Consider the following 13,106-nt stretch of genomic DNA (forward strand, 5'->3'; position numbering starts at 1 on the left):
CCCCCCACCCTCCCATGTCGCAGCATCCCTCTATCGCCTGCTTCCGCTTGGCCCTCCTCCCCCTGCTCACCTTCGGCAGCACCTGTATCACCTGGGCCGCCCCACCCAGGACCCAACCCCTCAACAGCGGCTGGCACGTCCGGTACGCTCCTGGTCAAACCAAAGCCCCCACGATCCCCTTAAAGGCAACCACCTGGCTGCCCGCACACGTACCCGGCACGGTGCAGAGCGACCTCATCGCCGCCGGTGTCGTACCCGATCCGTTTTACCGTGATCAAGAAGCGCACATTCAATGGGTCGGCCTAAGCGACTGGCAATACCACACCCGCTTTCAGGTCAACGCGGCCACACTGACCCGCCAGCACGCCGAACTGGTGTTCGACGGCCTGGATACCCTGGCCACCGTGACACTCAACGGCACGCCACTGCTCGATACCAACAACATGTTCCGGCACTGGCGCGTGAACGCAAAGCCATTGCTCAAGCACGGCGAAAACATCCTGGACGTGACGCTGTACTCACCGATCAAGAAGATCCAGCCCTGGCTGGCACAACAACCCTATGCGCTACCCGGCTCCTACGACTCAGCATTCGGCGACGAACCGGCAGCACGCCACAGCGCTACCTACGTCCGCAAAGCACCCTACCAGTTTGGGTGGGACTGGGGACCACGCATCGTCACCTCTGGCCTCTGGAAGGAAGTGAAGCTGGAGACCTGGGACGCTACCCGCATTGATGACCTACATATCGCCCAGCAGCGCGTGGACGCCAGCGTCGCACAACTGGAAGCACAACTCACCCTGGACGCAGGGCGAGACGGCCCCGCGCAGATCACACTGCACGTCTTCGACCCAGACGGCCGCCAAATCCTGCAACACCGCGAACAGCGCACCCTCGACACGGGCCACAATCGCATCAACCTGCCCGTGCGTATTACCCAACCGCGGCGCTGGTTCCCTGCAGGCTATGGTGCCCCGGACCGCTATACCTTTGCAGCCACAGTCCGCGATGCCGCCGGCGACATCCAACGGGTCGAACGCATCACCGGCCTGCGTACCGTCGCACTGCGCCGCGAACAAGACCAATGGGGCAAGAGCATGGCCCTTGTGGTCAACGGCATTCCGATCTTCGCCAAAGGTGCCAACCTGATCCCACTCGATAGCATTCCCACCCGCGTCACCGAGGCCACCATGCGCCACACCCTGGAAGACGCGCGTGAGGCCAACATGAACATGTTGCGCATCTGGGGTGGTGGCCACTATCAGGACGAACGCTTCTACACACTTGCCGACGCACTGGGCATCATGATTTGGCAAGACTTCATGTTCGGCGGCGCCATCCCGCCCGACGACGTCGACTTCCGCGAAAACACCCGGCAAGAAGCCATCGAACAAATCACGCGCCTGCGTGACCACCCCAGCATCGTCCTGTGGTGCGGCAATAACGAAGTGCAAACTGGTTGGGAACACTGGGACGACCGGATTAGATTTAAACAATCCCTGGCCCATGAAGAACGCAGCCGGATTGAGCGTGGCATGACAATCCTGTTCGGCAGCGTCCTGCGTGAAGCCGTGAAGCTGTATTCACCAGGCATCCCATACTGGGCCACCTCCCCCGGCACCGACTTCGACGGCCCCGCAGACCAAACCAACGACGGCGACATGCACTACTGGAAGGTCTGGGGTAACCCAGCACTGCCAGTGACCGAATACCTCAATGTCACGCCGCGCTTCATGTCCGAGTATGGGCTGCAATCATTTCCGGATATACGCACCATCCGCACCTTCGCGCGGCCAGAGGATCTGTCCCCAGAATCGCAGGTGATGCGTGCGCACCAGAAATTCGACAACGGTCGCGGCAACCAACGCCTGCTGCTGTACATCCGCCGCGAATTCGGCGAACCAAAAGACTTCGAAAGCTTCGTCTACCTGAGTCAACTGATGCAAGCCGAGGGCATTGCGATAGCGGCGCAGCACCTGCGCGCCGCACGGCCACAGACAATGGGCTCGCTGTACTGGCAACTCAACGATGTCTGGCCAGGGGCCTCCTGGTCGAGCATTGATTACGCAGGACGCTGGAAGGCACTGCACTACCACGCACGTCACTTCTACGCGCCCGTCATGATCGCCGCGCTACGTAAAGACGGCACCACCACTGTCTCCCTCGTCTCCGACCGCACCGTGCCACTGGAAGTACGCTGGCGCCTGCGCGTCCTGGACATGGACGGCACAGCATTGAACACACACGAGCAAAAAACGACCATCGCGCCATTGAGCAGCCGCCAGATCGCGCAGTACAGCGACGCACAACTGCTTGGTCAAGCCGATCCTGAACACAGTGTGGCTGTGTTCGAACTATTGAATGGCAACACCATCCTGTCACGTCAGACCGTGTTTTTCGACGCCGCCAAACACCTGAAACTCCCGCAGCCACACATCCGCAGCGCCTGGAAAGCAGATCACGGCATGTATCTACTCACCCTGACCAGCCCAGCGTTTGCACGCGAAGTATGGCTGTCGTTTGGCGATATCGATGCACGGCTCTCAGATAACGCCTTCGACCTGCTGCCCGGAGAACCGCTGACCGTGCAGATCCGTAGTGCCGCCCCACTTGCACAATTACAAAAGGCGCTGCAGATACGCGACGTGGCCGCAACCCTGGCCAGCGCACCATCGGAACCGGTCGAATCCAAATGACGCCGCACTCCAACGTCATACACGCCCACGTCCAGGAATGATGCGATGCCGTTGCCCATTGCACTCCCCCGCACACTGACTGCTGCACTGAGCCTCACCTTGTTTCTCACCACGGCCACCACCGCAGCGGAACTCACCCCCGAGCAACATGCCGTTGCGCTGGTCGCACAGATGACCCGTGAGGAGAAGATTGCGCAAGCGATGAACGCCGCCCCGGCCATCCCACGCTTAGGGATCCCCGCCTACGACTGGTGGAGCGAAGGACTGCACGGCATCGCCCGCAACGGCTACGCCACCGTGTTTCCCCAAGCCATCGGCCTGGCTGCCAGCTGGAACACCGACCTGCTACGGCAGGTCGGCACGGTCACCGCAACCGAGGCACGCGCCAAGTTCAACCTTGCCGGCGGCCCCGGTAAAGACCACACGCGCTATGCAGGACTCACCCTCTGGTCGCCAAACATCAATATCTTCCGCGACCCGCGTTGGGGTCGCGGCATGGAAACTTACGGTGAAGATCCATACCTCACCAGCCAGCTTGCGGTCAGCTTCATCCGCGGCCTACAGGGCGATGCCCCCGACCACCCGCGCACCATCGCCACACCCAAACACTTCGCAGTACACAGTGGCCCAGAGTCAGGTCGCCACGGGTTCGACGTCGATGTTTCAGCATACGATCTGGAGGACACCTATACCCCCGCCTTCCGCGCGGCGATTGTCGACGGCCATGCCGGCTCGGTGATGTGTGCCTATAACGCACTGCACGGCACACCTGTGTGTGCAGCCGACTGGTTGCTGAATGGACGTCTCCGCGGCGACTGGGGGTTCAACGGCTTCGTTGTCTCTGACTGCGACGCGATCGAAGACATGACCCGATTCCATTTCTTCCGGCCAGATAACGCCAGTGCATCGGCCACCACACTGCAGAGCGGCACCGACCTCAACTGCGGCAACGCCTATCGCGACCTGAACCAAGCACTGGCACGCGGCGACGTCGACGCAGCCGTGCTCGACCGGGCACTGATCCGACTCTTCACCGCACGGGAGCGGCTCGGCACGCTACACCCACGCGAGCACGATCCCTACGCAGGCATTGGCACCAAAGACATCGACACCCCAGGCCATCGCGCACTTGCACTGCAAGCCGCCGTGCAGTCGTTGGTCCTCTTGAAAAACACCGGCAACATCCTCCCGTTAACACCCGGGACCACATTAGCCGTACTCGGCCCGAACGCCGATGCACTGACCGCCCTGGAAGCCAATTACCAAGGCACGTCATCCGCCCCAGTCACCCCACTGCTGGGTCTGCGCTCCCGTTTCGGCACCCACCATGTGCACTACGCACCGGGCGCGTCACTGGCGCCCGGTGTACCAAGCACGATCCCAGACACCGCACTGCGCAGCAATGGCCAACCTGGCCTGAAAGGGGAGTACTTTGACACCCTTGACCTGTCCGGCACGCCGCGTCTGGTGCGCCAAGACCGCCTCATCGCCTTCAACTGGGACCACGTCGCCCCCACCAAGGACATGAACCCGCACCGCTACGCGGTACGCTGGACAGGCGAGCTACTCCCGCCCGGTCCTGGCAGCTACACCTTGGCGGTACATGTGGCGCGCTGCTTCGACTGTAGCGGCCATGACACGGTGCGCCTGTCCATTGACGATCGTCCGGTCATCACCAACAACGTCAAGGATGCGCAGGCGGCCGCTGGCACCCATGACACAGACAGCGATCGCCTTGAAGCAACCCTTCACTTTGACGATAGCCAGCCACACCAGATCCAGCTGGAGATGGAACACCGTGGTGAAGATCAAGGGGTGCGCCTGGAGTGGCTGCCCCCTGCCGAGCCACAACTGGCGGAGGCGGAACGTGCCGTAGCGCAGGCTGACGTCACCGTCGCTTTTGTCGGCCTATCCCCAGATGTAGAAGGCGAAGAACTCCACGTCGACATCCCTGGTTTCAGCGGCGGCGACCGCACCACTATTGACCTGCCGACGACACAGGAAAGACTGTTGCATCATGTCAAAGCGACAGGCAAACCCTTGATCGTCGTCTTGATGAGCGGCAGCGCTGTCGCACTGAATTGGGCGCAGCAGCATGCCGACGCGATCCTCGCCGCATGGTATCCGGGGCAATCCGGGGGGACCGCGATTGCACAGGCGCTGGCGGGCGACGTGAATCCCGGCGGGCGCCTGCCCGTGACGTTCTACCGCTCGACCCAGGATCTACCGCCCTACGTCAGTTACGCCATGACGGGGCGTACCTATCGCTACTTCAAGGGCCAGTCGCTGTATCCGTTTGGCTACGGCCTGAGCTATACGCAATTCGCATACGAGGCACTGCGGCTGTCCACCGCAAGCCTGAAGGCCGGTGACACCTTGGCCGTCTCCACTCGCGTCCGCAATACTGGGACGCGGAGCGGTGACGAAGTCGTGCAGGTCTATCTAGAATCCCCGCAGCATCCGGAATCCCCCATCCGCAGCCTAGTCGGCTTCCAGAGGGTGACACTGCGCCCTGGAGAATCCCGCCTGCTGAGCTTCGCACTGGACGCACGTCGGCTCAGCAGCGTTGCGCCTACCGGCCAACGCCGTGTCGCAGCTGGTCGTTACCGCCTCTTCGTCGGCGGTGGCCAACCCGGCAGCGGCGCACCCGGTGAAGTCGCGACATTCTCGGTCACCGGCCATCTCCTGCTACCGAAATAAGTGACATGGTACGTACTGTGCCCGACAGCACATCGCCCTCTGTAAGGAATCCGTCAAGATGGCCTGCAACGGTGACTCCACTCACCCCACCGTAAAAGGGGCTTCCAATGCATCACACCTGTCGACATGTCACTGGACGCGCGGCGGCTCAACACCATGAACCCCAACGGCACACTTGCCATCAATACTGCACATAAGCAGCACTGCATCGGTGACCCCAATCCGCAGTCACACCACCCTACCAAGCCACACCACCGCATCCGCGATGCCTAGCCATACGTCACTGCGACACAAAACATCACTTGGCAAGGGGTACCGTGGCCGACAGCACCCAGACCACTGCCATAGGCGTCCAGACGTGCGATGGATGCATATGACACCATGACCGCACCGTTGTCGCGTTCCTCCCTGCACCACGGTCTGAGTCGTCGCACGTTGCTGCGCCTCATCAGCCACGCGGCGGGAATCGCGCTGCTCAGTCCCACACGGCTGGCACATGCTACTGAGCGCACCCGCCCGGAACTGTCCTCTGCAACGTCTGGCTTCATGAGTCGACGCCCCCCCAAGGCACAGCGCCGCTTCGTCAGTCCTGCGGTAGAACAACACCTGACACAGATCAAAGCCAAGATCGCTGATCCTGAGTTGGCGTGGCTGTTTGAAAACTGCTATCCAAACACGCTAGACACCACTGTCACGACCGGCACTCGGAACGGCAAGCCCGACACCGTTGTGATCACTGGTGACATCCAGGCGTTATGGCTGCGCGATTCTGCGGCGCAAGTGCATGCGTATGTCCCGCTGAGCCGCGAAGATCCAGCGCTACGCCATATGTTGCACGGCCTGATCCAGCGCCACGCCGCTTGCATCCGCCTGGATCCTTACGCCAACGCCTTTCTACCCGATGACGCCACCCAACCGCTGCAATGGGCGGTCCATGACATCACGGAGATGCAACCTGGCATCGGGGAGCGCAAATGGGAAGTCGATTCACTGTGCTACCCCATCCGCTTGGCCCACGCCTATTGGCGCGCCAGCGACGACACCACGCCCTTCGATGATGACTGGCGAGACGCCATGCACATCGTGCTGCGCACTTTCAGCGAACAGCAACGCTTGGAGACCCGCGGCCCGTATACCTTCCAGCGTCCGGCGCCACTGGCCACCGAGACGTTGATGTTGGAGGGCTACGGTGCGCCGACTCGGCCCAACGGGATGCTCCATGCGATGTTCCGCCCCTCCGACGATGCCTGCGTGTATCCGTTGTTGGTGCCGGCCAATCTGTTCGCCGTCGTGACGCTGCGCCAGCTCGCCACGATGAGCGAAGCCATTCACCACGATGTCGCATTTGCCAGCGAGTGCCGCGCGCTAGCACACGACATTGAGCAGGCGACGCAGCGGTTCGGACAGAGGCGCGACACGGACAATCAACCATTCTGGGTTTATGAGGTAGACGGTTATGGCAATCAATTATTCATGGACGACGCCAATGCCCCGAGCTTGCTCAGCTTGGCGTATCTGGGCTGCTGCGCCTCGACCGATCCGGTCTTCTTGCGGACCCGCACCCTGGCCTGGAGCGAGCGCAACCCGTACTTCTACCGTGGACGCGCTGCAACGGGGGTGGGCAGCCCCCATACGGGACTCAAGACCATCTGGCCGATGTCGATCATTCATTACGCCTTAGCGAGTCACGACGACACGCAGATCCAGCAATGCCTGCACTGGCTCAAGAGCACCCATGCCGGTACCGGCTTCATGCACGAGGCATTCAACCAGGACGATGCCAACACGTTTACCCGTGGTTGGTTCGCCTGGGCCAATAGTCTGTTCGGCGAACTGATCATTGATCTAGCACAACGCAAGCCGCATCTGCTCGGACCGAGCCGTGGCACGGTGCTCCTAAGTCGATGAAATCTGCCGGCTGACCAAAACACCTGTCCACTTCATACATGGCCGAGGACATGCACGATGGCAACACGACGCACGTTTTTGCAGGGTGCCATCACGCTGACCCTGATGGGTGGTGCTGGCTATCTGCCTGGCTTCGCCCATTCACGGGTCAATGCCTGGGCACTCCCGGAAGATACGCGGACCCAGGCCGACCTGACGCGCCACGTGGACGTCTTCATCGGCAGCAGCGGCCACGGCCACACCTTCCCAGGGGCCACGCTCCCATTCGGCATGGTGCAACTCAGCCCGGACACCTATAACGCGGCGTGGGACGCCTGCTCCGGCTATCACGCCTCCAACGGCTCGATCATGGGCTTCTCGCACACGCACCTGTCGGGGACTGGGATCGGCGATCTGCTGGACTTCCTGCTCATGCCGGGCAGCGGCGCAGTGAAGCTGACACCCGGTCCGCTCAATGCCCCTGAGACCGGCTACCGGCAACGCTACGATCACGCCGACGAAGCCGCCTCCCCCGGTTACTATCGGGTGCGCTTGAAGGACACGGGCATTCTCGCCGAGCTGACCGCCACCGCACGGACTGGCCTGCACCGTTACCACTTTCCTCAACATCAGCCCGGTCACCTGCTGTTGGACCTGAGCCACGCGATGCAGGACACGCCCACCACCGCGCCGCGGTTGAGTGACGTACAGGTGCGCATCGCCGATACACGTACCCTGCTGGGTGGCCGCCGTGTCTATCAGTGGGCTAAGGGCCGCTACATCTTCTTCGCGATGCGGCTGTCACGTCCGTTCGCACATGCACAGCTGTATAGCGACGATGCTCCACTCAGCACGGACACGCGCCAAGCCAAGGGTCTATGTCTGAAAGCAGCGTTGCACTTCCCCGACGCCGGGGAAGCACCGCTGCTGGTCAAGGTCGGCCTGTCTGCGGTCAGCGCTGAAAACGCGCTGGCCAACCTTGACGCCGAATTGCCAGATTTCGACTTCGCCCGTGTGCATGCGCAAGCCGTGGCAACTTGGGAGCACGCACTGGGGCGGGTGCGGATCGAGACGGACAATGACGCGCAGCGCCGTATTTTCTATACCAGTCTGTATCACAGCCTGCTCGCCCCCACGTTGTTTAGTGATGTCGATGGCCGTTACCGCGGTATGGACCTGGAGGTGCATACGCTGCCGGCCGGGTACCACAATTACAGCACTTACTCGTTGTGGGACACCTATCGCGCGCTGCATCCGCTGTTGACGCTCGTGCAGTCCGAACGCGTCCCGGATCTGTTGCAATGTCTGGTACGTGGCGCGGCAGAATGCCCGGACGGCGTCGGTATCTGGCCGTTACAAGGCGTAGAAACCGGTTGCATGATCGGGTATCACTCTGCCGTCGCCCTGGCCGAGGCGTATACGAAGGGGTTCACGGGCATCGACTATGCGGCGGCTTGGCCGCATTACCGCGCGCGCGCGATGCAGGATAAGGCGCACGGTCTGGCGTACTACCGCAGGCTCGGCTATATCCCCAGCGACAAGGTGGATGAAGCGGTCAGCCGCACCCTGGAATATGCGTATGACGATTGGGCCTGTGCGCACTTGGCCGCCGCCGCGGGGGCGGACACCGACGCACGTCTCCTGCGGGCACGGTCGCGCCAGTATCGCCACGTGTTCAATAGCAACAGCGGCTTTATGCAACCCCGTTTGGAAAATGGGGCCTGGGCAACGCCGTTCGATCCACGGGCGTTGGGACATCTGCCGCAGTGGCACGATTTCACGGAATCAAACGCTTGGCAGGCCACCTTTTTAAATCAGCACGATCTGTACGGTTATATGGCGCTGTTCGGCGGCCGTGACCGCTTTATCGCCAAGCTCGACGCGCTGTTTTCTGCACGTTCCGACTTGCCGCCAGGGGCACCGCCGGATATTGATGGGATGGTGGGCCAGTACGCTCACGGTAACGAGCCAAGTCACCATATCGCCTATCTGTACGTGTACGCGGGGCAACCGTACAAAACCCAGGCGATGGTGCGCCGCCTCCTGAGGGAGCAATACCACGATGCACGTGATGGTCTGTCCGGGAATGAGGATTGTGGCCAGATGAGCGCTTGGTTCGTGCTCAGTGCGCTGGGGTTGTACGCGGTCGATCCGGTCAGCGGCTACTATGTGATCGGCAGTCCTTTGTTTCCGTACGCGGTGTTGGACGTGGGTCAGGGCCGTCAGTTGCGTCTCTTCGCGCGCAACAACAGTGCGCAAAACGTCTATGTGCAATCACTCCGCTGGAACGGCACTCCCATCACCCGTACTTGGCTGCACCACTCCGAATTGGCGCAGGGGGGCACGCTGGAATTTGAGATGGGGCCCCGACCCAACCTCGCTTTCGGCACAGGCCAGCAGGATCTGCCACCGTCTTTCACGTCATTGCCCTCAGCCTCCCAGCACCCCGGGCCCATCCAGGGGAGCCGCGCTTAAGTGTCAGTGCGGGAGGCGTCTGGAATCGAGAATGAGTGCACCGCTCTGCCTGGGAACTTGGGTAGGCGGTACGAGGCTTGCGCCCGGATGCTGCACTCCCTCATGTTCCCATTCACGGCAGATATCCATCCGGCGGGCTGTGTTGGATCCAATCGCGCCGTGTTTTTCCTCCTTTGAGACACTCCATGCTGCTTAAGATATTCGCTTTGACACTCGCCATTACACTGCCCATGACGCTCAGCGCTGCACCTTGGCCGGTGTTTTCGACCCAGGGCACGCACTTCATCCGTGATGGGAAGCCGTATCAATTGATCTCGGGTGCCATTCACTTGCAGCGCATTCCGCGAGCGTACTGGAAGGACCGATTGCAGAAGGCCCGTGCCCTGGGACTCAACACGGTAGAAACCTATGTTTTCTGGAATTTGGTCGAACCTCGCCAAGGTCAATTCGACTTCACGGGAAATAACGACGTTGGCGCTTTTGTGCGTGAAGCGGCGTCACAAGGACTGAACGTGATCCTGCGTCCTGGGCCCTACGTGTGTGCGGAATGGGAGGCAGGCGGTTACCCGGCTTGGCTGTTTGCCGATCCTACGCTGCGGGTACGCAGTCAGGATCCGCGTTTCCTGGATGCCAGTGAGCGCTACCTTGACGCCCTCGGCAGAGAGATCGGTCCGCTACTCAATGGCAATGGCGGTCCCATTATTGCTGTGCAGGTTGAAAACGAGTACGGCTCCTACGGTGACGATCATGCGTATCTGCAGGCGATGCGCGGAATGTTTATCAAGTCCGGTTTCGGACGCGCACTGCTGTTCACCTCCGACGGGGCAGAGATGCTCGGCAACGGTACTTTGCCGGACATGCTGGCCGCCGTGAATGTTGCGCCGGGCGAGGCTAAAGATGCACTCGAAAAGCTTGCCCGATTCCATCCCGGACAGCCACAGATGGTGGGCGAATATTGGGCCGGCTGGTTCGATCAATGGGGAAAGCCGCATGCGCGTACCGATGCGAAGCAGCAGGCGAAGGAGATCGAATGGATCCTGCGGCAAGGCCACTCGATGAATCTTTATATGTTCACTGGAGGCACTAGCTTCGGCTTCATGAATGGGGCGAACTTCCAAGGTGCGCCGAGCGACCATTACAGCCCTCAAACCACCAGCTACGATTACGACGCGGTGCTGGATGAGGGCGGACGGCCCATGCCGAAGTTCGCGATGTTCCGTGATGTCATCACCCGCGTGACGGGTATCCAGCCACCACCGTTGCCAGCGGCGACCCGTTTCATTGATCTGCCGGACACGCCATTAGGTGAATCAGCTTCGCTGTGGGACAACCTGCCTGCACCGGTGGCCACCACGCCAGATCCGCAACCGATGGAGCGCTATGGGCAAGCCTACGGTTACATCGTGTACCGCACCAGAGTGAACGGTCCACGGCAGGGCACGCTGTATCTGGGCGACGTGCGGGATGAGGCTCACGTCTACGTTGATCGCATCCTCGCGGGGAGTGCTGAACGCCGCCTGCAGCAGGTGTCGGTGGAGGTCGACATTCCCTCGGGCACACACACGCTCGATGTGCTGGTAGAAAACAGCGGACGGGTGAACTATGGTCCTCACCTCGCCGATGGTCGCGCCGGACTGATTGATCCGGTATGGCTCAATCACCAGCCGGTGAAGGGGTGGGAAACGTTTCTGCTACCGCTGGAGACGCCAGAAGCGATCCGTGGCTGGACAACGGCAAAGATCAAGGGACCTGCGTTCCATCGGGGGACGCTGTATATCAGCAGGCCAGCGGATACGTTTTTGGACATGCAAGCGTTCAGCAAGGGGGTGACATGGGCCAATGGTCACACGCTTGGCCGCCACTGGAGTATCGGTCCGCAGGGTGCGCTTTACTTCCCGGGGGCGTGGCAGCGCCAAGGGAGTAACACGGTGCTTGTGTTGGATGTGAACGATACCTCGGCAGCCCGGGTGCGCGGTGTGCAACAGCAGCGGTGGATCACTCCAAGCACGGCCAAGTCGTTTTCTTCAAAAGCAGTCACTCTTCTGGGCATGGGTGTTTTCCCATGAGAAGCAACGTTTTCTCTACAACACGGCATGACGTCCCATACGCCGCTGACAGCAGCATGAGTCAGCGCTCTGACGATGCCTCTTTTAACATCCTGCCAGGAGCCATCAGTAAAAACGGGGAGTATCCAGACGATGGGAGTGCATGGTCATGACCACAGCACCAAGCGGGTAGCTTGGTATCGGCTACTCCTGTTCAAGATGCTGTTGTAAGCCGGTTTAAGTTCACGCATCGGGACACGCAGCACCTTCCCGATACGAGGACCTTCTGAAATCACTCATGCTGCGGGCATCAGGGACGCCCGGACCTGGAGGCACGCGATACCGCCAGCTGCGCGCACAGTGCAGTGGCTGCAAAGAGGCTGGAAGGATCGGCCACTCCACGGCCAGCCAGGTCAAGGGCGGTGCCATGGTCGACGGCCACACGGGGATAGGGAAGACCCAACGTGATATTGACGGCTTGTTCGAATCCGCTGTGTTTGAGCACTGGTAAGCCTTGGTCGTGATACATCGCCACGACGGCGTCGTATTCAATCAGCTTGGCCGGCAGGAAAGCCGTGTCCGCAGGCAGTGGGCCCAGCAAGGTCATGCCTGCGGTACGCAAGCGCTGCAACACTGGGATGATGACATCCAGCTCTTCGCGACCAAGATAACCATCTTCGCCGGCGTGCGGATTCACCCCAAGTACGGCAATACGTGGCGTTGTCAAGCCAAACTCACTGCACATCGCCGCATTAACAATGCATAAGCAACGTTCCACCGCAGCAGCAGTAATGGCGTGCGGCACGTCACGCAGCGGCAGATGTGTGGTGACCAAAGCCACGCGCAGCTGCGTATTAGCCAACATCATGACCACATCGCACCCGGCCTGCTCGGCGAGCAACTCTGTCGTGCCGGTGTAATGGATGCCACTCTGATTGATCACGGCCTTGTGTACCGGGCCAGTGACCATGCCGTGCAACGCACCGTGCAAGCAGTGGCTTGCCGCCTCACATAGTGCAGCCACCACCGCGGGAGCATTGGCGGGGTCCGCTTGACCAAAGCGAGTCGGATGGACTTGAGGCTGTACCTGTAGAGGCAGATCGCCAGGACACTGGGGGATCGCTTCGGGCGGAAGCAAACGCAGCGGCAAACCCAGTGCGGCGGCGGCGGCCTGTAAAGTGCCTGGATCGGCAAAGGCGACGAGTCGGCAATCGTCACGCGGGTGTTGCACCAACCGCACGCATAATTCCGGCCCAACGCCCGCCGGTTCACCAGGAACCAAAGCAAGCGCAGGTTGCAACAT

General features: G+C 61.1%; 7 protein-coding genes. 6 read left to right on the forward strand and 1 reads right to left on the reverse strand.

All coding sequences use genetic code 11. The features are described 5' to 3' along the window. Nucleotides 1–14 precede the first annotated feature (14 nt). The 6 genes from PLS229_RS11275 (at nucleotide 15) to PLS229_RS11300 (ending at nucleotide 11,824) form a co-directional block, all read left to right on the forward strand. Nucleotides 15–2,696 carry a beta-mannosidase gene (locus PLS229_RS11275; RefSeq protein ID WP_038269809.1) on the forward strand — a complete coding sequence of 894 codons (2,682 nt, stop codon included), beginning with the start codon at nucleotides 15–17 and terminating at the stop codon, nucleotides 2,694–2,696. Nucleotides 2,697–2,741: 45 nt separating this feature from the next. Next, entirely contained in the window at nucleotides 2,742–5,396 is a 2,655-nt protein-coding gene (locus PLS229_RS11280; RefSeq protein ID WP_038269807.1) for a glycoside hydrolase family 3 protein, read from the forward strand. Nucleotides 5,397–5,522: 126 nt separating this feature from the next. Further along, nucleotides 5,523–5,669: a hypothetical protein gene (locus PLS229_RS11285; RefSeq protein ID WP_160165110.1), complete on the forward strand. Its 147-nt coding sequence runs from the start codon at nucleotides 5,523–5,525 to the stop codon at nucleotides 5,667–5,669. Between the two features lie 108 nt (nucleotides 5,670–5,777). Beyond that, entirely contained in the window at nucleotides 5,778–7,304 is a 1,527-nt protein-coding gene (locus PLS229_RS11290) for a glycoside hydrolase family 125 protein (RefSeq protein ID WP_038269805.1), read from the forward strand. Nucleotides 7,305–7,361: 57 nt separating this feature from the next. After that, nucleotides 7,362–9,758: a GH92 family glycosyl hydrolase gene (locus tag PLS229_RS11295; protein ID WP_038269803.1), complete on the forward strand. Its 2,397-nt coding sequence runs from the start codon at nucleotides 7,362–7,364 to the stop codon at nucleotides 9,756–9,758. Between the two features lie 185 nt (nucleotides 9,759–9,943). After that, nucleotides 9,944–11,824, forward strand: coding sequence for a glycoside hydrolase family 35 protein (locus PLS229_RS11300; protein WP_051482231.1), 1,881 nt, complete (start codon nucleotides 9,944–9,946; stop codon nucleotides 11,822–11,824). A 289-nt stretch (nucleotides 11,825–12,113) separates the two neighbouring features. Here the strand turns inward: PLS229_RS11300 and pdxA are convergent, their stop codons facing one another. Beyond that, nucleotides 12,114–13,106, reverse strand: a complete 993-nt coding sequence (gene pdxA, locus PLS229_RS11305) for a 4-hydroxythreonine-4-phosphate dehydrogenase PdxA (RefSeq protein WP_038269801.1) — start codon at nucleotides 13,104–13,106, stop codon at nucleotides 12,114–12,116.

It is taken from the genome of Xylella taiwanensis (genome assembly GCF_013177435.1).
Lineage (GTDB): Bacteria > Pseudomonadota > Gammaproteobacteria > Xanthomonadales > Xanthomonadaceae > Xylella > Xylella taiwanensis.